We start from the raw sequence: 25,968 nt of genomic DNA on the forward strand, positions 1-25,968 counted from the left end.
ATTTAAAAATCAATAATTAGTATTTTAAAGAAGGGTATATTTTCACAATTAGATATGTGAAAATATACCCTGTTTTTTATTTATTATAAGATATTATTTAAATCTATTTTAAATTTTTTATAATATACCCAATCCTGCACTTGCATAACCTATTATTGGATTAGGAGCAACAGTTGTTGTTCCTTGAGCTATAGCTGAGAAAACTAACATTAAGCGTGTTTGCCTTCTTACAGGTATATTTATATTTCGCCTAATTCCAGTAGATACACTACCTATAATTGAAGCACCTGTGATTGGTGGTGCTAATGTTACTTCTGTACCTGGTATTGCTGTAAAAGTAATACTTGGTGGGAATGATCTGTATAACTGAGCCCTTATAAGAACTGCCCCTGCAGTAATACCTGGTAAAGTAGATAAAGTAAAATCTGCAGCTAGTGATCTTATAATTCCATTTCTTGGCATAGTAAATGCCATATTAACAGTGCCACCTAGCGGTAAAGTAATAGTTCCACTCGGTACATTTAATGTAAGCGGAGTTGCATTATTACCAAAAGCAATTGCACTTTCATTTACATTAATAGTATTAGGTTGAATTACATTTAAGGTTACAGGACCTCCTGATGCAAATGGAATTATACTTGAAGCTAATCTTATTTCTCTACAATGTCTTTCATGACATCTGTGCTCATCATCACATTTGTGATCATCATGCCATCTGTGCTTATCGTCACATTCATCTTCTTCGTACATTGCTTTAGAGTCTGAATAATCATTTGAAGAATCATCGTAATAAAAATTATTTGGATAATTGTCAATACTCATTTGTATTTCTCCTTTTTTCATAAGTTATTGATATATTACATAATATGCAGAAAATTTAAAAATGTTAATTCTATATAAAAATATATTCATTTATTTTAAAAAAATAATTGACAATGATAATCTTTATCATCTATACTAATAATCAATTGATAGAAATTATCAAATAACAGGAGTGAGTATATGACTAAGAAATCTTTAATAGCAACTACTATTATATTATCAGTAATATCTCTATTTGTTGGAGTATCAGATATTAATTTTTTTAATATAGGAGCAGAAGAAATAGAAGTGCTTATGATAAGTAGGATACCTAGGGTGTTAAGCATATTAGTAGCCGGAATAGGAATGAGCATTAGTGGAGTTATAATGCAGCAAATAAGTAATAATAAATTTATTTCGCCAACAACAGCAGCGACAGTTGATTCGGCTAAGCTTGGAGTTTTATTTTCATTAATAGTGTTCAACTCAGCTACCATAATGCAAAAAATGTTTTTATCTTTTGTATTTGCAATAATAGGTACTTTTATTTTTATGGCAATACTTAAAAAAATAAAATTTAAAAATGTAATTTTTATTCCATTAGTAGGTATAATGCTCGGAAATGTAATAGGCTCAATAACAGATTTCTTTGCATTCAAATACAACTTAACTCAAAATATTGGAGCTTTTATGCAAGGTAGTTTCTCATCAGTAATAAAGGGAAACTATGAAATATTGTACTTGAGTATTCCATTGGTAATAATTGCTTTTTCATATGTACATAAGTTTACATTAGCAGGTATGGGGGAAGAGATGTCAGTTAGCCTTGGGCTAAACTACAAAAGAGTAACTAATATAGGAGTTATATTAGTTGCATTAATATCAGCTTTAGTTGTAATAACAGTTGGAAATATCCCATTTATAGGACTTATTATCCCTAATATTGTATCTATTTGGAAAGGGGACAACTTAAAAAATAATATGCCTTTAGTTGCACTTTTAGGATCTAGCTTTTTATTAGCATGTGATATATTAAGTCGTTTAATAATTTTCCCTTATGAAATACCAATAGATTTAACAGTTGGGGTAATTGGTGGAATAATATTCCTTTATCTAATATTTAGGAGGAATAAGTAATGATAAATAAGAAAAAAAGAATATGGGGACTTTTTATACTAGCAGTAATTTTTTTGATTTTATATATTGTATGGGGATTAAATTCTAATAACTATACTTACAATTTATCACATAGACTTCCAAAGGCTTTAGGGATAATAATAGCAGGAGGAACAATAGCAGTAGCATCAATACTATTTCAAACTATTACAAATAATAGAATTATTACACCTAGCATAATAGGATTGGATGCATTATATGGTTTAGTTCAAAGTTTTGTAGTATTCGTATTTGGGTCAAGCTCTATATTTATGACTAACAAAACTATAAACTTCATAGTATCAGGAACAATTATGATAGGACTTGCAATGATATTATTTAAAGTTGTATTAAAAAAAGGAAAAAACAATATATTTTTCTTGCTTTTAGTAGGAACAGTACTAGGAACTTTGTTTAGAAGCTTCTCAACTTTTATTCAAGTTCTTATAGATCCTAACGAATATGATGCATTACAAAGTAGATTATATGCTTCATTTAGTTTAGTAAATACACAGATACTGTTCGTATCAATTATAGTTATACTAATACTTTTTGCATTCTTATATGATGACTTTAAAAAACTAGATGTTATGTCATTAGGTAGAGAGCAAGCAATAAATTTAGGCATAGACTACGATAAATTTAGTAAAAAAATATTAGTAATAGTAGCGATATTAGTATCTTTATCAACAGCTTTGGTTGGACCAATAACTTTCTTAGGAATTATAGTAGTAAATTTAACTTATGAAATTATAAGAAGCCATAAGCATACTGAATTAATTATAGTAGGTATATTAATTAGTGTTATAGCTTTGGTAGGAGGACAATTTTTAGTTGAAAGAGTATTTAATTTTAATACAACAGTGGGAATAATAATTAACTTCATAGGAGGAGTTTATTTTATAAATTTACTGTTAAGGGAGAGTAGAGCATGATAAAAGTTAAAAATATAAGTAAAAGTTATGGAAGCAAAAAAGTTTTAGAAAATGTTTCTTTTAATATAGAAAAAGGAAAAATAACGTCTTTTATAGGTCCTAATGGTGCAGGAAAAAGCACAGTTCTATCTATAATATCAAGACTCATGGATATGGATGAAGGAGAGGTATTTATAGATGGTAAAGAACTTAAATCATGGGATACAAAAGAACTTTCAAAAAAATTATCTATACTTAAGCAAAGTAACAATATAAATATAAGATTAACAATTAGAGAATTAGTATCCTTTGGAAGGTTCCCATATTGTGAAGGAAAGTTAAAAGAAGAAGATGAAATTTTAGTAGACAAGGCTTTAGAATATATGAAGCTTACGGATATACAAGATAAATATTTAGATGAGCTTAGTGGTGGGCAAAAGCAAAGAGCTTATATAGCTATGATAGTAGCTCAAGATACAGATTATATACTTTTAGATGAACCATTAAATAATTTAGATATGAAGCATTCAGCAGAAATGATGAAGCTACTTAGAAAAATGGTTAATGATTTAGGTAAAACAATTATAATAGTTATTCATGACATAAACTTTGCATCATGCTATTCAGATAATATAGTTGCTTTAAAGGATGGGAAATTAGTTGAAAATGGCAACTGGGAAAATATTATTACAGAGGATAGCTTAAGTAAACTTTATGAGATGAACTTTAATATAAGAGAAGTTAATAATCAAAGAATATGTATATATTTTTAACATAATTAATATAAATTTTTATAAAATGGAGGAATTTTAAAATGAATAAAAAAATAGGAATAATTATAGGTATTATAATAGTATTAATGCTTGCTGGCTTTGGAGTATATAAATTTAAAGGTGAATCTACAAAACAAACACAAGTCGAAAAGACAGTTAAAATTGTAGATAGAAAGGGAGAAAAAGAAGTTCCATTAAAGCCAGAAAGAGTAGTTGTATTAGATTTAGGTTCATTAGATATAATGACTGAATTAGGGGTAGAACCAGTTGGGTTGCCTAAAAATTCATTACCATCATATTTAGAAAAGTATAAAGATAGTAAATATGCTGATTTAGGTGCTTTAAAAGAATTTAATATGGAAAAAATAAACGAACTAAAACCAGATTTAATTATAATAGAAGGAAGACAAGAATCTTTTTATGATGAACTAGCTAAAATAGCACCAGTAGTATTCTTAGGAACAAAAGATGGAGATCATTTTGGCTCATTAAAGACAAATGTAGAAGTTTTAGGAACTATATTTGGCAAAAAGGATTTAGCTGAAGATAAGTTAAAGGCTATAGACAAAAGAGTTGAAGAATTAAATAAAAAAGTTAAAGAAACAAATAAAACAGCTTTAGTTACAATGGTTAGTGATAGTAAGATAAGTGTATTTGGACAAGGATCAAGATACAGAATGATATATGATAAATTTGGATTCACTCCTGCTGACGATAAAATTGAAGTGTCAGGACATGGACAAGATGTTTCATATGAATACTTAAAAGCTAAGAACCCAGGATATTTATTTGTTGTGGATAGAGGGGCTGTAGTAGGTGGAAATCAAAAGCCAGCTAAAGAAGTTATAGAAAATGAATTAGTAAAAACAACAGACGCATATAAAGAAGGCAACATTGTTTATTTAAATCCACAAGCATGGTATATAGGTGGTAGCGGATTAATGTCAACAGATGTAATGCTTACAGAAATAGAAAACTCACTTAAGTAAAATTCTATAATTAGTCATCAAATATCTCTTTATATAAAAAATACGTTAAGTTAAGAAAATTTAAGTTTATTTGTAAAAGTAGGATACTTTTAAATCATAAAAGTGTCTTACTTTTATTTATATCAATTTTTTTAGAAAATTTTATAAAAAACTCTTTACAACTAATAATTATTATTATATAATAATAAATGTAAACAGGAATTACAAAATAAAAAAAGATTATAATTAAATTAAGATATAAATGAGGAGGAGTTTAAATTATGAAGAAATTTGTTTGTACAGTATGTGGATACGTTCATGAAGGGGATATGGCACCAGCACAATGTCCAGTATGTAAGGTTGGAGCAGATAAGTTCGTAGAACAATCAGGAGACTTAGCATGGGCAGATGAGCACAGAGTTGGAGTAGCAAAAGATGTAGATCCAAGAGTAATGGAAGGATTACAAGCTAACTTTGTAGGAGAATGTACAGAAGTAGGAATGTACTTAGCAATGTCAAGACAAGCAGACAGAGAAGGATTCCCAGAAGTAGCAGAAGCATATAAGAGAATAGCATTTGAAGAAGCAGAACATGCAGCTAAATTTGCAGAATTAATTGGAGAAGTAGTAGTAGCAGATACAAAAGCTAACTTACAAGCTAGAGTAAATGCAGAGCACGGAGCTTGCCAAGGAAAGAAAGATTTAGCAACATTAGCTAAACAATTAAACTTAGATGCAGTTCACGACACAGTTCATGAAATGTGTAAAGATGAAGCTAGACATGGTCAAGCATTCAAAGGATTATTAGACAGATATTTCGGACAAAACTAATTATAAGTATATAGATTCTCAAAAAAGGAGTTATTCTCTAATGATTAATAAAATCATTAGAGATATAACTCTTTTTTATATTTTTATATAAAGAGATTAAGAGCTTAACAATTCATAATAAAAATGAATTGAAAATTGCAATATAAATTCTTATTTCTTTCATAATATTATAAAAATGTATATAATAAGATAATAGAATAAAATAAGTTCAGATAGAGGTGATATAAAATGAATGCATCTATTTTATTAGTAATAGCTTATATTATTAATATTTTGTCTGCAATATCCTTAATATTTATAGAGAGAAAGGAACCAACTACTACTTGGGCATGGCTATTAATATTATTAGTTCTTCCTGGTGCAGGCTTTATAATATATTTGATATTTGGTCAAAATTTAAGTAGACAAAAGATATTTAAAGAAAAGAAAGTTACAGATGAAAAGAAGTCAAAAGAATTACTAGAAAAGTTTAAAGAAGAAAAAAGAGCTCAAAGAATATCAAAAGAATATGTTGATCTAATAAGAATGAATTATAATCATTCAGGATCTCTTTATACAACAGGAAATAGTCTTAGAAGTTACATAAATGGAGAAGAAAAGTTTCGAAATTTAATTGAAGATATAAGATCAGCTAAACATTTTATACATATTGAGTATTACATATTTAGATTAGATGAATTAGGAAATAAAATTATAAATGAGTTAAAGAAAAAGGTAGATGAAGGCGTAGAGGTTAGACTCTTAGTTGATGGAATGGGATCTAAGAGCATAAGGAGCAAGCATATTAGGTATATAAGAAGTTTAGGAATAAAATTTGAAATGTTTTTTCCAGGAATATTACCTTATATAAATATACGTTTAAATTATAGAAATCACAGAAAGATTGTGGTAATAGATGGTATGGTAGGATATGTAGGTGGATTCAATGTTGGTGATGAGTATATAAATAAAGGAACACAATTTGACTTTTGGAGGGACACACATATAAGAATTCAAGGTGAAGCTGTAAATGAGTTGAATAAGAGATTTATACTAGATTGGGATTATGCATCAGAGGAAGAGCTTAAGAGCTATGAAAAATATTTTCTAAAGCAAGATGTGTATGGTGATGTAGGAATGCAAATAATATCATCAGGGCCAGATCATAAAGAGCAGTATATAAAAAATGCATATATGAAAATAATTAATAATGCAAAGAAAAATGTATATATTCAAACACCGTATTTAGTTCCAGATGAACCAATGATGGAGGCTTTAAAAATAGCCGGATTATCAGGAGTAGATGTAAGAATAATGGTTCCAGGTAAACCAGATCATTTTTTTATGGAGTGGATACTTAGTGCCAACATGGGTGAACTTATGGAATGTGGTGTAAAAATATATAGATATCAAAAAGGATTTATTCATTCTAAAACAATAGTGGCAGATGGAAATGTATGTAGCATAGGAACAGCTAATTTAGATATAAGAAGCTTTCAATTAAATTTTGAAATAAATGCATTTATATTTGAAGAGGTTTTTGCTAAAGCACAAGAAGAAGTTTTTTATAAGGATATAGAAGTTTGTAATCTTGTTACAATGGATGAATATAACAATAGAGGAAAATGGATAAGAATTAAAGAAGCTTTAATTATGTTACTTGCACCTATATTGTAGTGTAAAAGAGTTTTTGTTAGTGTTATTAAATCTTTAATTAATTTAATTATAAGAGGTGATGTTTTTGAAGTTATCTGTAAATTTAAATCACAGTAACTATGATATTATTATAGAAAAAGGTTTGCTAAATAAAATTGCTTATGAAATAAAGGATACTTTTAAAGGAAATAAAGTTTTTATTTTAACTGATAAAAATGTTGATAAGCATTATGGTAGCAATATTTTAAATAGATTAACTCAAGAAGGATATGAATGTAAAAAGTTAGTGTTGGATCCAGGGGAAGAAACAAAAGTCTTTTTTACTTTACCTTTAATATATGATGAACTTTTAAATTTTAAATTTACTAGAAGTGATTTAATTATAACCTTAGGTGGTGGAGTTATTGGAGATTTAGGAGGATTTGTTGCATCTACTTATTTAAGGGGGGTACCATTTGTACAATGTCCAACTACTTTACTTGCTCAAGTAGATAGCAGTGTAGGAGGAAAAGTAGGAGTAGATTTAGATAAGGGAAAAAATTTAGTAGGTAGTTTTTATCATCCAAAGAAGGTTATTATAGATCCTATAGTTTTAGAAACTTTAAGTGAAAGAGTTTTTAATGATGGTATGGCTGAAGTTATTAAATATGGTTGTATAGAGGATAAAGATTTTTTTGAAAGGCTATTTAATTATAGAGATAAAAAAGAAGTTATAAACAATATAGAATACATTATTCACAATTGTTGCAAAATTAAAACAAAAATTGTGGAAAAAGATGAAAAGGATACTGGAGAAAGAATGCTTTTAAATTTTGGTCATACAATAGGTCATGCAATAGAACAATATTTTAAATATAGTAAGTATACACATGGAGAAGCTATTGCAATAGGAATGTATGAAATAACTAAATTAAGCGAAAAGCTGAAGTGTACTAAAGGTGGTACAGCAGATAGAATAAAGAGTATATTAATTAAATACCAATTACCATATGAATTAAATATTAATATTAATGAAATAATTAAGACAGTAGAATTAGATAAGAAGAATTTAGGGGCAAATCTTAATTTAATATTTCTAAAAGAAATAGGGAATAGCTTTATATATACAACTACTAGCAAAATATTTATAGAATAACAGAATCTGAAAATAAGAAATTAAGAGAACAATATAATAAAGTTAGTGAAAGTTATTTCATTACCATAATCATTAATAAGGGCGGTGTTTTATGAAGACATTAAAAATAAGAAGATCCAAATTAGATGGAATTGTTAAGGTGCCTCCCTCAAAGAGTATGTCACACAGAGCTATTATTTGTGCAGCTCTTGGAGTGGGAACATCTACTATAGAGAATATAGATTACTCAGATGATATTAATGCAACTATAGATGCAATGATTGCTTTAGGAGCAGCAATTATTAAAGAAGAAGATAAAGTGATTGTTAGTGGAATGTATAGAGAAGATTCAATAAAAAGTAATGTTAGGGTTATTGACTGTAATGAATCAGGTTCTACTTTAAGATTTATAATACCTATTTCTCTTTTATTTGATGGAATTACTAAATTTGTGGGCAAAGGTAACTTAGGAAAAAGACCTTTAGATACATATTTTGATATATTTAAAGAACAGGGAATTAAATATAATTATGTTGAGAACGAATTAAATATGATAGTTAAAGGTGTTCTAAAATCAGGAGAGTTTACTTTGCCAGGGAATATAAGCTCACAGTTTATAACTGGGTTATTATTTTCTCTTCCTTTACTAGATGGGGACTCTAAAATAATTATAACTACTGATATAGAATCAAAAGGTTATATAGATTTAACTCTTTCTTGTATGAAGGATTTTGGAATAGAAATAGAAAATAATAATTATAAAGAGTTTATAATTAAAGGTAACCAAAGATATATATCTAGAAACTATAGAGTTGAGGGAGATTACTCTCAAGCAGCATTTTATCTTTCAGCAGATGCCTTAGGATCAAATGTTGTAATTGATGACTTAAATATAAAATCACTACAGGGAGATAAGGAAGTAATAGAGATATTAGAAAGAATGGGTGCTAAATTTCACGTTAATGAAAATAGCATTAATTGCACTATAGATAATGAATTAATATCAACTGTTATAGATGCATCTCAATGTCCTGATATAATTCCAGTATTGTCAACAGTTGCAGCTTTAGCAAAAGGGAGAACTGAAATTATAAATGGAGGAAGGCTTAGAATTAAAGAATGCGATAGGCTAAAAGCGATAGCAACTGAGCTTAATAAGATTGGTGCTAAAGTAGAAGAAAAAGAAGATGGGGTTATAATAGAGGGAATAGATGAATTTGAAGGTGGAGTTGAAGTTTGGAGCTGGAAAGATCATAGAATAGCAATGAGCTTAGCTATAGCCTCAACTAGGTGTAAAGAGCCTATAATAATAAAGGATTATGATTGTGTTGCAAAATCATATCCAAATTTCTTTGAGGATTTTAAAATGCTAGGAGGCAGTGTAGATGAGTGGGATATGGGGGAATAGCATAAAGGTTTCTATATTTGGAGAATCCCATGGAAATGCTATAGGAATAAATATAGATGGGTTACCATCAGGCTTTGAAATTGATATGGAAAAAATTCTTTTGGAAATGTCAAGAAGAGCTCCAGGTAAAAATCAAATATCAACAGCAAGAAAAGAAAGGGATCTTCCTGAAATATTAAGTGGTTATTTCCAAGGAAGAACTACAGGAACCCCTCTTTGTGCAATAATAAGAAATGGTGATACTAGATCAAAAGATTATAGTAAAACAAAAGATTATATGAGGCCGGGTCATGCTGATTTTACAGGGAATTCAAGATATTCTGGTTTTAATGATTATAGAGGGGCAGGGCACTTTTCAGGGAGAATAACTGCTCCACTAGTATTTGCTGGAGCTATATGCAAACAGATATTAGAGGAAAAAGGAATATTTATTGGAGCCCACATTTCTTCAATAAAGAATGTAGTTGATAAAGAATTTAATAGTATAAATATATCTAAAGAAGAATTATTAGAATTAAGAAGCAAGGAATTACCATTAATAGATAATTCTCTAGAAGAGAAAATAAAAAACACTATACTACAAGCAAAATATGAAGGAGACTCTGTTGGTGGCAGTATAGAGTGTGCTGTTATAGGAATAAATCCAGGGATAGGAAATCCATTTTTTGATTCAGTAGAGTCTACATTAGCTCATTTAATATTTTCAGTACCATCTGTAAAGGGAATAGAGTTTGGTAAGGGCTTTGAAATGACTAATATGTTTGGTTCAGAGTGCAATGATGAATATTATTATGATAAAGATAAGGTTAAGACAAAAACTAATAACAATGGTGGAATATTAGGTGGAATAACTAATGGAATGCCAATAGTATTTAAGGTTGCTATAAAGCCTACAGCCTCTATTATAAAAGAACAAAATACAATAGATATAAAAGCTAAAGAAAATGTAAAATTAAAAGTAGAAGGAAGACACGATCCTTGTATAGTTCAAAGAGCAGTACCAGTTATTGAAGCCGTGACAGCAATAGGTTTACTTGATTTAATAAAGGGGATAGAATAGGAATGAATGAGTTAGATAACTATAGAAAAGAAATTGATACCATTGATAAAGAACTAATAGCACTATTTGAGAAAAGGATGGATATTTCAGCTAAAGTTGGAGACTATAAAAAGAAAAACAGTTTACCAATTTTTAATGGAAAAAGAGAAGAGGAAGTTATAGAAAAAAATATAATGAAGCTTAAGAATAAGAATTATTCTAATTTTGCACAGAGCTTTTTTAAAAATATAATGGAATTAAGTAGGCTTCTTCAAGAAAATATAATTAAAGAAGATAAGAATTCTAGCAATTAAATTAGGGAAATTAGATTTTTTCTTTATACTTTCCTTAGCTTTAGTTTGTACGTGGATGTATGTAAGTTGGCGTTGATTTGGAGTGGAGCGACGGAATAAGTGAGTTTACATATGTCCACGTTCTCTTTTGAAAGCTTTTATTAGAAGAGCATAAAAAAATAGTAGAAATTAGGAAGTTTTAGATGTATAATTAGTATACGAATAATTATTAGAATTTTCAGAAAAATTAAAAGGGTATAAAAACAACAGTCTTTTTAAAAAACTATATTTTGAAAAGGTTTACTAAAACTGGGGGGGAATTTCTATGGTGGGTTTTGATGTTAGAGAGATGGAGTTAAATGATTATAATGATATTAATAAGCTTAATTCTAAGATAGATTATTCCAAGGTAAAATCTATCTTAGAAGATAGAAATCATTTAATGATTGTAGCTCAATTAAATGATGATGTTATAGGCTATATTAGTAGTAATTTAAATGGGGATATAAAAGCTAATAAGGTAGTTGGAATTGAAGATATAATTGTAGACGAAAAGTATAGAGGGCTTGGTGTAGGACATCAATTGATGTTAGAACTAGAAAAAAGTGAAAAAAGTAAAGGGGCAAATTATATTATATCTTCGAATAAAAACTGTAATGAAGAAGAAATTAAATTTTATAAAAGACAAGGATTTACATTAGATAATGATTTTAAATTTATGAAAAATACAAATTTGCAATAATAGAAGAGTGGTGAAACTAACTTAAATTAGTCAGGTTCATCACTCTAATTATTTATAAAGAAATAATAAATTGATTATGCTATAATAAAAATTAAAATAATAGTTTAAGGAGACATAATTATGGAGTTTTATGGATTATTAGGAGAAAAGCTTTCACATAGCTTATCGCCTCAAATTCATAGTGAAATATTAAAATTAATAGATAGAGAAGGAGCTTATAAGTTATTTGAAGTTAAAGAGAAAAACCTTCAAGAGTTTACAAAGGCTTTAAAAATATTAAAAATAAAAGGAGCAAACGTTACAATACCATATAAAGAAGAAATAATTAAACATATAGACAGTATATCCAAAGAGGCAGAGAGAATAGGGGCTATAAATACCATATGGTTAAAGAATAATAAGTTATATGGGCATAATACTGATTATTATGGTTTTGGATATATGTTAAAAGCTAATGACATTAATGTAGAGGGGAAAAGAGCAGTTATATTAGGGAATGGAGGAGCTTGTAAGGCAGTTTTATATTATCTTTTAGATAATGGTATAAGTAATGTTTATATAGTAAGTAGAAATCCAGATAAAAGAGAATTTAATTTAGAAAATGTTAAAGTTATAAGTTACGACCAATTAGAAGACTTAAGGGGAGATATAATTATAAACTCAACTCCTATTGGTATGTATCCAAATATAGATAAAACTCCAGTTTGTGAATATGTAATAAAAAATTTTGATGTTTTAGTAGACTTAATATATAATCCAACTGAAACTATGTTTTTAAGTATCGGAAAGTCATTAGGAAAGAAAAGCATTGGAGGACTTTATATGCTTATAGGGCAGGCAGTTAAAAGTCAAGAGATATGGCAAGAGAAAGAAATAGAAGAGGAAGTAATAAAAAAGATATATGAGAAAATAAAATTGAAATTCATTTAGTTTAAAGGAGAACAAAAATGAATAAAGATATAATTTTACTAATTGGTATGCCAGGATGTGGGAAAACGACTATAGGTAAAGCGTTAGCAAATAATATAAATTATGATTTTTATGATATGGATAATTATATAGAGGAAATTTCCAATAAAACTATAAAAGAATTATTCAATATAAATGAAGAGTATTTTAGAGATTATGAAACAAGGGCTTGTGCAGAATTAAGCAATAAAAATAAAGTTGTTATATCAACTGGTGGAGGGGTAATTAAAAGAAATAAGAATATAGAGTTATTTAAAGGAAATAGTGTAATTATATTTATTGACAGACAAATAGAAGATATAGCTAATGATATTGATATCAATTTAAGGCCGTTATTAGCAGAAGGTAAGTCTAAACTTTACAACTTATATTTAGAAAGATATAATTTATATAATAAATATTGTGATTTTAAGATAGTTAATGATGGAACAATAAATGATATTGTATATAAAATTAAAAGTAATATATATATATTCTAATTAATATTCTACATTATCTATATTTAAATTGAAATCAATAGTTAAAATTCAAAAAGCAAGTTTAATAGTGAATTAGAATCATATATATTTATAGCTATAAGCTTAATATAAAGGAGCGATTTTATGAGAATACTAGTTATAAATGGTCCTAATTTAAATATGCTTGGCATAAGAGAGAAAGGCATTTATGGAACTAGAAATTTTGAAGATATATGCAATTATATAAAAGAAGAGGGGCAAAAAAGAAATATCGATATAACACTTTTTCAAAGCAATATTGAAGGAGAGATAATCAATGCAATTCATAAAGCATATTATGAAAATTATGACGGAATGATAATAAATCCAGGAGCATATACTCATTATAGTTATGCTATATTTGATGCAATAAAAGCAGTAAATATAAATACTATAGAAGTACACTTATCAAATATACATGCAAGAGAAGAATTCAGACATAAGTCAGTTATAGCACCAGCATGTATAGGTCAAATTTGTGGCTTTAAAGAATATGGTTATGTAATGGCAATGGAAGCATTAAAGAATAAAAAATAATTTTAAATTTTACAGTTTAAATTGTTTTGTAGCATGGAGGACAGAGATGATTATTATAATGAATCCAAATTGTAATAAAGATGAAGTGTGGAAGGTTAAGAGAGAATTAGAGAGTAGAGGGTTAGAAGTTCACTTATCACAAGGAGCTACATTTTGTATATTGGCAGTAGTTGGAGAAACTAGAACAATAGATTCAGATAAACTTTTAAGATTTCCAGGAGTTGATAAGGTACTTAATGTTGAAGAACCATACAAGAAGGCTAATAGATTATTTAAGCCTGAAGATACTGTAATTGATGTAAAGGGAAGTTTAATTGGAGGAAATAACTTAGCTGTTATGGCAGGACCTTGCTCTGTTGAAAGTGAAGAACAAATAATTGAAATAGCTAAAAGTGTTAAGGAATCAGGTGCAACTTTTTTAAGAGGAGGAGCATTTAAGCCAAGGACATCTCCATATAGTTTCCAAGGCCTAGAATTAGAAGGGTTAGAATTATTAAAAAAGGCTAGAGAAGTAACTGGATTACCAATAGTAACGGAAATAATGTCAACTGATTATATAGATGTATTTGTTAGAGATGTTGATATAATTCAAATTGGTGCTAGAAATATGCAAAACTTTGATTTGTTAAAGCAAATAGGAAGGACTAATAAACCAGTTTTACTAAAAAGAGGACTTTCAGCTACTATAGAAGAATGGTTAATGTCCGCTGAGTACATAATGGCAGAAGGTAATGAAAATGTAATTCTTTGTGAGAGAGGGATAAGAACCTTTGAAAATTACACAAGAAATACATTAGATTTAAGTGCAGTTCCTGTGGTAAAGAGAAAATCACATTTACCAGTAATAGTAGATCCAAGCCATGCAGCTGGATATTGGTACCTTGTAGAACCATTAGCAAAAGCTGCTATAAGTGCAGGAGCAGATGGTCTTATGATAGAAGTACATAACAATCCACAATGTGCTTTAAGTGATGGACAACAATCAATTAAGCCGGAATCATTTAAAAACTTAATGGATAAAGTTAAGATACTAGCAGAAATAGAAGAGAAAAAAATAAAAACTCTTTAGGAAATTATATTTATTATGAATAACTATTGTAAGATATTTAGGTATTAAAGGTATATTCTAAAGTAATAAATTGTGAATTAAACCTAATGACATGTATTAATGAGGAGAATTCTTCATTTAATAATTTTAAGTGGAGAAATATAAGTTGGCGAAGATAAATAGAATATGCTTATGAAACATATCTATTTATCTTCGCCTTTATATTCGTAGTTTATAAAATTTCTACAATGTATAAATCATCAGTTTTAGTTAAGTCTATAAATTCATCTTCACATAATATAAGTGGTGAAGAAATATTATTTAAATCAATCTGTATTATTTTAGCTTTTGAATCATTGTTTAATAATACCTCTTGACCAGTATAGAAATTTGCCATACCTTTTAGAAATGTGCAACATAGAGTATAATCTAGTTTATTTAAGCTTTCTTCTTGAATTATCCTAAGTGCTTCCAAAGGTTTACTTTTTTTCTTATAACATCTATTAGAATTTATCGCATCAAATGTATCTGAAATAGCTATAATTTTAGCAAATTCATGGATTTGATTACCTTTAAGTCCAAGAGGATATCCAGAACCATCACATCTTTCATGGTGCATTAAAATTGAATAAATTACAGATTTACTTATAAAAGGAATATTTTTTATTTCATTGTATCCAACAGTTGTATGAGTTTTTATTGTTTCAAATTCTTCTTTGTTAAGTTTTCCTTTTTTATTTAATATTTTTTTATCAATTTTAGTTTTTCCAAAGTCATGAAGCAGAGAAGCATATATAAGATTATGCAATTGAGTGTCATTTAATCCATGCCACTTTCCAAATAAATAGCTTAAAGATGCAACATTAACAGAATGTCTATATATACAATCATCTCCACTACCATGCAATACTACACTTTTTAATATTTTATTATTTAATTTAAGTTCTTTCATTAATTTTTTTGCATATTTGTTTATTTCATTTGTGTTATATGATTGAAGGGTTTTAACGTTATCAAATATAAGTTTAACATCTATAGATATATTATTAAGGGTTTTATCAGCAGCCTTTAAAGCTAGAATTTCCTCAAAATTATCTTTTTCATTGGTGTATATTTCAATATCATCAAAGGTACAAAGAGAATTTAATTTATTTAACATATGCTCAGTAAGAACTTTATCTTTTCCTACAAGAACTTTACCATTAGACAATATTTCATCAGCTGTAACCATACCTTCTTTTAAATCCCTAATATTTAGAGTCTTTTTTTTAAAATTCATTAATTTAACCTCACAGAATAAATTTTTATAAATGTAATTGCTATAATTATACAATTTAATAGAATTAATGTAAATTATTGCTTACATATTTAATCTCGGACAGTAAATGAAAAATTTTATACTATAAGGTTAAATTTGTAATAATAGACATGGTAATATCTATTTTTTTGTGTAGTGCCTATAAAGAATATAAAATAATAAATATTAAACTAAATAATACAAAACTATAGATTAATATAATTTAATTAAAGGTAGGGAAGAATAAAAGCTTATCTGCTTTTAATTTTACTATGGTATAATATCTTATATAATTTTTGAAAGGAGTAGATTTTCATGAAAGAATTAGAAACTAGAATAATTGATATAAATGTTGATGAAATTAGAAAGAAACTTAGAGAGCTTGGAGCAGCTAAGGTAAAGGAAGAATATCAAATAAATAATATATATGACTTTGAGGATAATAGGCTTCTTAATAATAAAGGATATGCAAGAATAAGAATAACAGATGATAAAATTACAAATAAAGAAATTATATATATGACAACAAAAAAAATGTTAAGACAAGATACTTTTAAAGTTATGGAAGAAAATGAAACAATAGTTGAAGATAAAGAAGCAGCAAATAAAATTCTTTTATCTTTAGGATTGCAACTTAGGCAGTCAATTAAAAAGTATAGAGAAAGTTATGAGATAAAAGGTTCTTTAATTGAAATAGATATAAATGACGAAAGTTTCTGTCCATTTCCATATTTAGAGATTGAAACATCTTCTGAGGAAAGCTTAAAAGAAATATTAGATTTAATTGGTTATACAATAGACGACACCACATCAAAAACTATATATGAAATATTAGAAGAAAAGGGACTGAGCTTAGGTGATGGTAAAGGCCTTTAAATTATAAATGTAATATTTTGTATTTATTTGTAACCAAAAGATATCCTCTTTAGTAAATTGTAATTAAGGAATTTAAATGCTAAGGAGGATAGGACGTGGATTGGTTTAGTGGACTTAGCCCTGTTTTACAAGGATTAGTTGCAACTTTATTTACTTGGTTTATTACAGCTTTGGGAGCATCACTGGTATTTTTCTTTAAAAAAGTAGATAAAAAAATACTAAATACTATGTTAGGCTTTGGAGCTGGAGTAATGATTGCAGCTAGTTTTTGGTCTTTATTAAATCCTGCTATTGAACTTTGTAATGAACTTGGATATAGTGGTTTTGTGATTCCAGCAGTAGGATTTTTCTTAGGCGGGTTATTTTTAATATTTGCTGATAAATTAATGGATACTTATTCTTATGGTGTAGTAGCAAATAAAGATGAGAAAAGCTTGCCAAAAACAACAAAGTATAAAAAAAGTATATTGCTAGTTTTAGCTGTAACACTTCATAATATTCCAGAAGGACTTGCGGTAGGAGTTGCATTTGGAGGAGTTGCAGTTGGTATTCCAGGTACATCTTTGATTGCAGCAATGACTTTAGCATTAGGAATAGGGCTTCAAAATTTTCCAGAAGGAGCAGCAGTATCTCTACCATTAAGAAGAGAAGGAATATCAAGAACCAAAAGTTTTTTATATGGCCAAGCATCAGGTCTAGTTGAACCAATAGCTGGTGTTATAGGAGTAATAGCAGCTTTATCAGTAAGAAGTATTCTACCATTTCTATTATCATTTTCAGCAGGAGCAATGATTGCTGTAGTAGGAGCTGAATTATTGCCCGAAGCATCAATGGAAAATAAAAAGTTAACAACACTAGGATTAATATTAGGATTTATAGTTATGATGGTATTAGATGTGGCGCTAGGATAACATAAATTAATATTTTTAATTAAAGGTTAATACAAATTTATCTATAAGGTTATTTAAAATTAGATAAACTAAAAGGTAGAAACAATATGTTTCTACCTTTATATTTTATGGAATTAAGCTTGGTTAACTGATCCGAATAATTCCATTTTTTCTTTAACTGTAGCTTTTATAGCTTCAAATCCTGGACCTAAAAGCTTTCTTGGGTCAAAGCCTTTTCCTTGTAGGTCTTTTCCAGCTTCAATATATTTTCTAGTGCCTTCTGCAAATGCTAATTGACACTCAGTGTTAACATTGATTTTTGCAACTCCTAAAGAGATAGCTTTCTTAATCATATCTTCTGGAATTCCAGTACCACCGTGTAATACTAGAGGAACATTGTTAGTAGAATTGCTTATAGCTTCTAATGCATCAAAGCTTAATCCCTTCCAGTTTTCAGGATATTGTCCGTGGATATTACCGATACCAGCAGCTAACATAGTAACTCCTAAGTCAGCAATTGCTTTACATTCAGCAGCATCAGCTATTTCACCAGCACCTACAACTCCGTCTTCTTCTCCACCGATTGAACCAACTTCTGCTTCTAAAGAAATTCCTTTTTCAGTAGTTAATTTAACCATTTCAGTTGTTTTAGCTATATTTTCATCTATTGGATAGTGAGATCCATCAAACATTATTGATGAGAATCCAGCTTCCATAGCTTTTAAAGCTCCATCATAGCTACCATGGTCTAGGTGTATTGCAACAGGAACAGTGATTTTTAACTCTTCCATCATTCCGTTTACCATTGAAACTATAGTTTTGAAACCACACATGTATTTAGCAGCTCCTTCTGAAACTCCTAAAATAACAGGTGAATTATTTTCTTGAGCAGTTAATAAAATAGCTTTGGTCCATTCTAAGTTGTTGATATTGAATTGACCAACAGCGTATTTTCCCGCTTTAGCCTTGTTTAACATTTCTTTTGCTGAAACTAACATGGTATAAACCTCCATAACTTTAAATTTTATTATAATTAAGCTGTAAAGCTAAAATTTAGTAAGAACATATACTTTACATATTTATTCTTGTCAATAGTATTATAACTCAAAATAAATTTAATTGAAACAAAAAAATTAGAATTTAATTTCTAGTACATAAATATTATAACTATTTAGGTAAAATTTTTAAGTATAAATAAATTTGAATATTATTTTTACAAATTTCAATCATAGTTTTATTAAATTTATTATTTGAAGGAAAATATCATCAAATAAATAGCAAAATGATAAAACTAATCAAATTTTTAAATAAAATTTCCATAATATGGTATTATATTAAAGAGATAATTTTTAGATGCTAGGATTTATTTGAAGATGGAGATTACCTTATGAAAAGCGTAATTGTAGAATTACAAGAATATATAAATAAGTCAAGTGAAACTGAGAGGGAAATAATAAATTATCTATTAAAGAATCCAGAGTCTGTAGTAGACTGTAATATTTATCAGTTATTCGGGGCTTATAGAAGAAATAATTAAATGTGCAACGGTCATAAAGGAAATTGATGCTACTATTATTGCAATTACTAGATCAGAGAGTTCTCCTATAGGTAAAATAGCAGATTATAATTTGTAGGTAGCTATAACAGAATTAATATTTAGAAAAGGTGTAAGTTCTTCTAGAATAGCACAATTAAATTTAATAGATAGTTTATATATTGCCTTTGTAAATAAACATTATGATTCTAATATTAAGCCATTTAATAGAATACATATAAAAAATAAATATACATATTAAGTAAACGTTATCTTGAGGAGGTGAAAAGGTAATTTAATCAGTAAGAAATGCTTTGCCACAAATTGCAGATGTAATAGAAGTTTGGACTAAGGCTTTAGAGAAGGGAGGTAGAATAAATTAATTATAAATAAGCTGAAGAGTTGCAAGTTTTATCATAGCTTATTTTGTTATAAAGGAATCTGATGTTAGAAATGCATAATTTATATAGATAACTATTAATTAAAGTAGTATATAACATAAAATGAGATAAATTGGAAGGTAAGGTGGTAAATTTGAAATGTAATAAAAATTTATTCAGCATTGCTATGGCTTTAACATTCATGTCATCTATGATATCTGTACCTACATTAAAAGTTAAAGCAAATGAAATTAATTATGGAAATGTTAGTGTGTCAGATGGCTCTATTAATGATTCAGGATTACAAGCTAATATAACTTTTCCTGATTACTTAAATTATGTAGATGATACTTTAATAGTCAATAATATGTACACTTTTAAGGGATATAAAGGACAAGGAAAATTATATATTACATGTACTGATGGATTGCAAAGCATAAGAGTATTTATAAATGGTAAAGAAATTGATGTTACCGAAGCTTGCAAAAATAATGGAGCAACTTATGAAATAGATTTTTCAGATGTTTCAGTAAACGATAGAAATACTATACAAGTTACAAATTTTGTACCTGAGACAGGTAAAGTTAATATAAAAATACCATACCCTGAAGTTATAGAAGGCAATGCAGAATCAGTCGGAATGAATCAAAATACTTTAGATTTAATCGATACTATAATCAATAATGATATTAAATATGGATTTACAAGTGCTCAATTAGCAGTTATTAAAGATGGTGTTATGGTTAAAAATAGTGCTTATGGTAATGTAAACTCTTATAACCAAGATGGAACACCAAAGACAGATTTAGAAAAGGTTACAACTGAAACCCTTTATGATCTAGCATCAAATACAAAGATGTATGCAACAAACTATGCTATTCAAAAGCTTGTTAGTGATGGAAAAATAAATATTGCAGATAAGATAACTAAGTATTTTCCCAAATTTGTAGATGGAGCTAATGATCCAATAAAAGGAAAAGCTAATTTAACAATACAGAATTTATTAGAACACCAAGGGGGATTCCCTGCAGATCCACAATATCATAATAATAAATTTAATCAAGCAACTCAGAAGCCAGATAAAAATGTAGATAATCCTTTATATTCACAAGATAAGGCTACCACTTTAGAAATGATATTAAAGACACCACTTCAATATGAGCCAGGTAGTAAAACTGTATATTCAGATGTTGACTATATGCTTTTAGGTTTCATGGTTGAAAAAATAACTGGAATGGATTTAGATAAATATGTAGAAGAAACTTTCTATAAGCCATTAGGATTAAATAATATATTATATAACCCATTACAAAAAGGATTTGAAAAGGATAATATAGCAGCAACAGAACTTAATGGAAATACAAGAGATGGAGCTATAAGTTTTGAAAATATTCGTGACTATACACTACAAGGTGAAGTTCATGATGAAAAAGCTTATTATTCTATGGATGGAGTTTCAGGACATGCAGGATTATTTGCAAATGCTGAAGATTTAGCTAAATTAGCTCAAGTTATGCTTAACGATGGTGGATATGGAAATAATAAAGTCTTCTCTAAAAATACTATAGAAGAATTTACAAAGAGAAAGGCTTCTAGTCCAGTTTGGGGATTAGGTTGGTGGAGAGAAGGAGATAACGGTAGGTTATGGTATTTCGGTACACAATCATCTAGTAATACTTTTGGACATCAAGGATGGACAGGTACCCTAACTGTTATAGATCCTGAAAGTAATTTAGTAGTTGTTTTATTAACAAATAAAATTAACTCACCAGTTATCGATAATACTATAAATACAAATACTTTCATTGGAAATAAATTTACTACAGCAACTCTTGGTACAGTACCAACACTTGTTTATGAATCAACAGAGCATAGTAATAAAGAAGCAATAGATGCTAACCTTGCAACTATGGTAACAGAAAAATTAAAATTATATAACCCTTCAAATTATCAAGGAGAAGCAGTTTTAAAATCTGCATATTCTGTAGTTGATACAATGGTAACAAGAGCAGAAGAACGTAAAGTTCAATCTACTGTTGAGTATGCCTATGCTGCAATAGAAGAAATAAACAAAGTAGATACAGATAAAACTATTATTAATGAACTAAAGGCTAGAGTAGATAATATAACAGTTGGTGATGAAGTAGAAATGGATTTATCTAAGATTTCTTCATCTAAATTATCAGAAGTTCCAAGTGCAGAATGGCAGGCAGATATTGCTTTTCCAGATTGCTTAGGATATGTTGATGATACATTAATAGTAAATAACTTATATACATTCAATGGATATCAAAATCAAGGAAAGGTATATATCAAAGCTTCACAAGGAGTTACATCTGCAAGAATATTTATAAATGGCGTTGAAATGGATACAACTGAAATTTTTATTAACTCAGGAACAACTTTTGAGGTTGATTATTCTCAAGTAGCCAAGAATGGAAGAAATACCATACAAGTTACAAATATAGAGCCTAAAAATATTGCTATAAAAAATGGTATATCAGTAAAAATACCATATCCAGAGGTTATAGAAGGCAATGCTGAATCAGTCGGAATGAATCAAAGTACCTTGGATTTAATTGATACTATGATTAATAATGATGTTAAGTATGGATTCACAAGTGCTCAATTAGCAGTTATTAAAGATGGTGTTATGGTTAAAAATAGTGCTTACGGTAATGTAAACTCTTATAACCAAGATGGAACACCAAAAACAGATTCAGCAAAGGTTACAACTGAAACTCTTTATGATTTAGCATCAAATACAAAGATGTATGCAACAAACTATGCTATTCAAAAGCTTGTTAGTGACGGAAGAATAAATATTACAGATAAGATAACTAAGTATTTTCCCAACTTTGCAGATGGAGCTAATGATCCAATAAAGGGTAAGGATAATCTTACTATACAAAATCTTTTAGAACATCAGGGGGGATTTCCAGCAGATCCACAATATCATAATAATAAATTTAATCAAGCAACTCAAAAGCCTGATAAAAATGTAGATAATCCTTTATATTCACAAGATAAAGCTACTACTTTGGAAATGGTATTAAAGACCCCTCTACAATACGAACCAGGAACAAAGACTGTATATTCTGATGTAGATTATATGCTTTTAGGACTTATTCTTGAGAAGGTTACAGGAGTGGCTCTAGATGAGTATGTAGAGAATACATTCTATAAGCCGTTAGGATTAAACAATATAGTATATAATCCATTACAAAAGGGATTTGAAAAGGATGATATAGCAGCAACTGAACTTAATGGAAATACAAGAGATGGAGCTATAAGTTTTGAAAATATTCGTGACTATACACTTCAAGGCGAAGTTCATGATGAAAAAGCTTATTATTCTATGGATGGAGTTTCAGGACATGCAGGATTATTTGCAAATGCTGAAGATTTAGCTAAATTAGCTCAAGTTATGCTTAACGATGGTGGATATGGAAATAATAAAGTCTTCTCTAAAAATACTATAGAAGAATTTACAAAGAGAAAGGCTTCTAGTCCAGTTTGGGGATTAGGTTGGTGGAGAGAAGGAGATAACGGTAGATTATGGTATTTTGGTACACAATCATCTAGTAATACTTTTGGACATCAAGGATGGACGGGTACCTTAACTGTTATAGATCCTGAAAGTAATTTAGTAGTTGCTTTATTAACAAATAAAATTAACTCACCAGTTATAGATAATACTATAAATGCTAATACTTTCATTGGAAATAAATTCACTACAGCAACTCTTGGTACAATACCAACACTTGTTTATGAATCTATTATTCATAACAATGATGATGCAGTAGATGCAAATATTGCTCAAATGGTAGCTGAAAATTTAAAGCTATATGATTCTAAAAGCTATTTAGGTAAAGCTGTATTAAAATCTGTTTATTCTAAGGTTGATACTGTTATTACAAGAGCAGAGCAAAGAAAAACTGCTGCAAATTTAGCTTATGCTGAAGAAGCAGTTGCTAAATTAGACATTGAAAATGATAGACAACAAATAATTAAATTTAATGAAAGAATTGTAGCTCTTGGTGGTACACCAGTAGAACTTCCAAAGTATAGTGTTGAAATAGAACAATTAAATAATGCTATTAAAGATTCAAAAGTTATAATTGATAAGGGACAAGATATAGCAAATCACATTCATTATCAAACTACTACTTGGAATAAGCTTGTTCAAGCTTATGAAAATGCTGTGAAAGTATCTAGTATGGGAAATGAAGCTAAGAAAGATGAACTTGTTAATGCTTATAATGAATTAAATCTAGCAAAAGATGAATTAGTTAAAATAGATAAAACTAATCTTAATAAAGCAATTGAAGATGCTAGATCTAAGATTAAAGAGGGAAAATTAGATAACGTAGATGAAGAATTTAAGAATTCATTTAATAAAGCTATAAAAGAGGCATTAGCTATATATGAGAATAAGGATTCAAGTATACAAGAAGTTGCACAAGGATATAATAATATTTTAGAAGAATATAGAAAGATAGGTCTTCCAATTGGAGATAAAAACACTCTTGATGATATAGTAAAACTGGCTGAAGCTATTAAGTTAGATAGATATCTAAGCAAAGGCCAGGATGAATTTAAAAATGCTTTAGCTAATGCAAAAGTTATTTTAGAGTTAGAAGAAGTATCAGAATTTGAAATATATGAAGCTTACAAAACTCTATATAATTCTATGATGAAATTAGAGTTAAAGGCAGATAAGTCTAGTCTTTATAACACAATTATATCTGCAGAAAAAGTTAATTTAAATGAATATACTGAAAATAGTAAAACAAGTCTTTTAGAAGCATTAGAAGTAGCAAATAGTGTAAAAGATAATGAAGAAGTTACTCAAGAAGAAGTTAATGTTGCAGTAGAAAATTTGAATAAGGCTTTAGAAGCACTTATAAAAGTAGCTGATAAGAGCGAGCTTAAAAATATAATTGATAAAGCAGTAGGTATTGATGTTAATAAGTACACAAGTGAGAGCTTGGAAAGATTTAATAAAGCTTTAAATGAAGCTAAAACAATTATGGAAGATAAAAATATATCAATAGATAATCAAGCTGTTGTAAATAATGCAACAAATAATTTAAATAATTCAATAGAATCACTTGTATTAAAAGATTCATCTAATGGTAATGGTTCTGGAAACTCAGGAAATGAAGATGATAACAAAGAACAAGAGGATACAACAACAAATAATAATAACACAAATAGCAGTAATGAAAATAATGGTAATAATAGTGACGTTGGCAAAGGTAATTCTAATTTACCAAGTACAGGAGGAAACTCACCTATAGTATTAGGTAGTATTGGAATATTAATAATAGCAATAGGTATATATATAATCAGAAAAAGGAAAGTACAACAATAGATAAAAAACAAATTTAAAACAAAAATTAGGATTTATATTCTTTTAGAGATTAAAGCTCAAAAAGGTATAAATCCTTTTTTATAAATAGATTTAAGTTGCTAATAAAATATAGATTAAATAAAAGGTTAAAAATTAGTAAGTTTTATTATAAAATATATAATGAAGAAATGACTGGGGGAAAATTGCAATGGAAAATGTAAAACTAGTAATATTTGATATGGATGGATTAATATTTGATACAGAAAGACTTTCTTATGAGTCATGGAGAGAAGCTGCTAATAAGTTTAACATAAATTTTGATTTAAATTTATTATATAAGTTACTTGGAACTAATCATGAAAGTGTTAGAAATACTTTAAATAAGGAGTTTGCAAATAAAATAAATGCAGATGATTATATAATGGAAAGAAATAAAATTTATTTGTCTAAAATATTAAATGGAGAAGTAGAAAAAAAGAAGGGAATAGAAGAGTTATTAGAGTATTTAACTAGTAAAGGAATTAAAAAAGCTGTTGCTACATCATCCAATAGGGAAGTTGCTTATAAATTATTGAAAGAAGCAAAGATTTATGATTATTATGACTATATATTATGTGGTGATGAAGTTAAAAAATCAAAGCCAGATCCAGAAGTTTTTTTAACTGTTGCAAATAAGCTAAATGTACATACAAGTAAATGTATTGTTTTAGAAGATTCTGAAGCAGGGACCATTGCAGCAAACAAAGCTATGATGATTCCAATAATTATACCTGATTTAAAAGAACCTAGTAAGGAAATAGAAAAGCTAGCCTTCAAAAAGCTAGATAATTTAGAAGAAGTAGTAAATGTAATTGAAAACTTAAAATAAATTATAGATAATAATATGTGCATAAGAGAAAAGGTGGTGAAGTT

24 protein-coding genes are annotated in these 25,968 nt (G+C 28.2%); 21 read left to right on the forward strand and 3 right to left on the reverse strand.

What is annotated here, in order from left to right; translation table 11 throughout:
* Nucleotides 1-117: 117 nt before the first annotated feature.
* Nucleotides 118-822, reverse strand: coding sequence for an exosporium glycoprotein BclB-related protein (locus ACH36K_RS05295; RefSeq protein WP_411169913.1), 705 nt, complete (start codon nt 820-822; stop codon nt 118-120).
* Nucleotides 823-1,002: 180 nt separating this feature from the next.
* Between ACH36K_RS05295 and ACH36K_RS05300 the strand changes: the two genes are divergently transcribed.
* From ACH36K_RS05300 to aroF, 15 genes are all read left to right on the forward strand, one after another.
* Nucleotides 1,003-1,938, forward strand: coding sequence for an ABC transporter permease (locus tag ACH36K_RS05300; protein WP_411169914.1), 936 nt, complete (start codon nt 1,003-1,005; stop codon nt 1,936-1,938).
* Nucleotides 1,938-2,891: an iron chelate uptake ABC transporter family permease subunit gene (locus tag ACH36K_RS05305; protein ID WP_411169915.1), complete on the forward strand. Its 954-nt coding sequence runs from the start codon at nt 1,938-1,940 to the stop codon at nt 2,889-2,891. Before ACH36K_RS05300 ends, ACH36K_RS05305 begins: the two co-directional genes overlap by 1 nt.
* Nucleotides 2,888-3,643, forward strand: a complete 756-nt coding sequence (locus ACH36K_RS05310; protein WP_411169916.1) for an ABC transporter ATP-binding protein — start codon at nt 2,888-2,890, stop codon at nt 3,641-3,643. The genes ACH36K_RS05305 and ACH36K_RS05310 overlap by 4 nt, the downstream gene beginning before the upstream one ends.
* A gap of 41 nt (nt 3,644-3,684) precedes the next feature.
* Nucleotides 3,685-4,632 carry a siderophore ABC transporter substrate-binding protein gene (locus ACH36K_RS05315; RefSeq protein WP_411169917.1) on the forward strand — a complete coding sequence of 316 codons (948 nt, stop codon included), beginning with the start codon at nt 3,685-3,687 and terminating at the stop codon, nt 4,630-4,632.
* A gap of 260 nt (nt 4,633-4,892) precedes the next feature.
* Nucleotides 4,893-5,441 (forward strand): NADH peroxidase, encoded by a 549-nt coding sequence (locus tag ACH36K_RS05320; RefSeq protein WP_411168699.1) that lies wholly within the window; start codon nt 4,893-4,895, stop codon nt 5,439-5,441.
* Between the two features lie 228 nt (nt 5,442-5,669).
* Nucleotides 5,670-7,097, forward strand: a complete 1,428-nt coding sequence (gene cls / locus ACH36K_RS05325; protein ID WP_411169918.1) for a cardiolipin synthase — start codon at nt 5,670-5,672, stop codon at nt 7,095-7,097.
* A 64-nt stretch (nt 7,098-7,161) separates the two neighbouring features.
* The gene (gene aroB, locus ACH36K_RS05330) at nt 7,162-8,211 is read left to right on the forward strand and encodes a 3-dehydroquinate synthase (protein ID WP_411169919.1); all 1,050 of its coding nucleotides are present in this window, start codon (nt 7,162-7,164) and stop codon (nt 8,209-8,211) included.
* 91 nt (nt 8,212-8,302) lie between these two features.
* Complete coding sequence (aroA, locus tag ACH36K_RS05335; protein WP_411169920.1) at nt 8,303-9,598, forward strand: 3-phosphoshikimate 1-carboxyvinyltransferase; 1,296 nt, start codon at nt 8,303-8,305, stop codon at nt 9,596-9,598.
* Nucleotides 9,576-10,658 carry a chorismate synthase gene (aroC, locus tag ACH36K_RS05340; RefSeq protein ID WP_411169921.1) on the forward strand — a complete coding sequence of 361 codons (1,083 nt, stop codon included), beginning with the start codon at nt 9,576-9,578 and terminating at the stop codon, nt 10,656-10,658. The genes aroA and aroC overlap by 23 nt, the downstream gene beginning before the upstream one ends.
* A 2-nt stretch (nt 10,659-10,660) precedes the next feature.
* Complete coding sequence (locus ACH36K_RS05345; RefSeq protein WP_411169922.1) at nt 10,661-10,951, forward strand: chorismate mutase; 291 nt, start codon at nt 10,661-10,663, stop codon at nt 10,949-10,951.
* A gap of 304 nt (nt 10,952-11,255) precedes the next feature.
* On the forward strand, nt 11,256-11,672 hold the full coding sequence (locus tag ACH36K_RS05350; protein ID WP_411169923.1) for a GNAT family N-acetyltransferase: 417 nt from the start codon (nt 11,256-11,258) through the stop codon (nt 11,670-11,672).
* A 120-nt stretch (nt 11,673-11,792) separates the two neighbouring features.
* On the forward strand, nt 11,793-12,602 hold the full coding sequence (gene aroE / locus ACH36K_RS05355; protein WP_411169924.1) for a shikimate dehydrogenase: 810 nt from the start codon (nt 11,793-11,795) through the stop codon (nt 12,600-12,602).
* 17 nt (nt 12,603-12,619) lie between these two features.
* On the forward strand, nt 12,620-13,120 hold the full coding sequence (locus ACH36K_RS05360; protein ID WP_411169925.1) for a shikimate kinase: 501 nt from the start codon (nt 12,620-12,622) through the stop codon (nt 13,118-13,120).
* 123 nt (nt 13,121-13,243) lie between these two features.
* Nucleotides 13,244-13,675, forward strand: a complete 432-nt coding sequence (aroQ, locus tag ACH36K_RS05365; RefSeq protein ID WP_411169926.1) for a type II 3-dehydroquinate dehydratase — start codon at nt 13,244-13,246, stop codon at nt 13,673-13,675.
* Nucleotides 13,676-13,721: 46 nt separating this feature from the next.
* Entirely contained in the window at nt 13,722-14,744 is a 1,023-nt protein-coding gene (aroF, locus tag ACH36K_RS05370) for a 3-deoxy-7-phosphoheptulonate synthase (RefSeq protein WP_411169927.1), read from the forward strand.
* Between the two features lie 211 nt (nt 14,745-14,955).
* Here aroF and ACH36K_RS05375 read toward each other — a convergent pair whose 3' ends face one another.
* Nucleotides 14,956-16,002: an HD-GYP domain-containing protein gene (locus ACH36K_RS05375; RefSeq protein WP_411169928.1), complete on the reverse strand. Its 1,047-nt coding sequence runs from the start codon at nt 16,000-16,002 to the stop codon at nt 14,956-14,958.
* A 333-nt stretch (nt 16,003-16,335) separates the two neighbouring features.
* On the opposite strand from ACH36K_RS05375, the gene ACH36K_RS05380 reads away from it, so the two are divergent.
* Both ACH36K_RS05380 and ACH36K_RS05385 read left to right on the forward strand, forming a co-directional pair.
* Nucleotides 16,336-16,896: a class IV adenylate cyclase gene (locus tag ACH36K_RS05380; RefSeq protein WP_411169929.1), complete on the forward strand. Its 561-nt coding sequence runs from the start codon at nt 16,336-16,338 to the stop codon at nt 16,894-16,896.
* Between the two features lie 95 nt (nt 16,897-16,991).
* Nucleotides 16,992-17,807, forward strand: coding sequence for a ZIP family metal transporter (locus tag ACH36K_RS05385; RefSeq protein ID WP_411169930.1), 816 nt, complete (start codon nt 16,992-16,994; stop codon nt 17,805-17,807).
* Between the two features lie 113 nt (nt 17,808-17,920).
* Here ACH36K_RS05385 and fba read toward each other — a convergent pair whose 3' ends face one another.
* On the reverse strand, nt 17,921-18,784 hold the full coding sequence (gene fba, locus ACH36K_RS05390; RefSeq protein ID WP_411169931.1) for a class II fructose-1,6-bisphosphate aldolase: 864 nt from the start codon (nt 18,782-18,784) through the stop codon (nt 17,921-17,923).
* 389 nt (nt 18,785-19,173) lie between these two features.
* Here fba and ACH36K_RS05395 point away from each other — a divergent pair, with 389 nt between their 5' ends.
* From ACH36K_RS05395 to ACH36K_RS05410, 4 genes are all read left to right on the forward strand, one after another.
* On the forward strand, nt 19,174-19,323 hold the full coding sequence (locus ACH36K_RS05395) for a hypothetical protein (protein WP_411169932.1): 150 nt from the start codon (nt 19,174-19,176) through the stop codon (nt 19,321-19,323).
* 13 nt (nt 19,324-19,336) lie between these two features.
* Nucleotides 19,337-19,420 (forward strand): hypothetical protein, encoded by an 84-nt coding sequence (locus tag ACH36K_RS05400; RefSeq protein ID WP_411170656.1) that lies wholly within the window; start codon nt 19,337-19,339, stop codon nt 19,418-19,420.
* 434 nt (nt 19,421-19,854) lie between these two features.
* Entirely contained in the window at nt 19,855-25,077 is a 5,223-nt protein-coding gene (gene pbp4b / locus ACH36K_RS05405; protein ID WP_411169933.1) for a penicillin binding protein PBP4B, read from the forward strand.
* Between the two features lie 187 nt (nt 25,078-25,264).
* Nucleotides 25,265-25,924 carry an HAD family hydrolase gene (locus tag ACH36K_RS05410; protein WP_411169934.1) on the forward strand — a complete coding sequence of 220 codons (660 nt, stop codon included), beginning with the start codon at nt 25,265-25,267 and terminating at the stop codon, nt 25,922-25,924.
* Nucleotides 25,925-25,968: the final 44 nt, after the last annotated feature.

Source organism: Clostridium sp. MB05, from assembly GCF_046581255.1.
In the GTDB taxonomy this organism is placed as follows: Bacteria; Bacillota; Clostridia; order Clostridiales; family Clostridiaceae; genus Clostridium.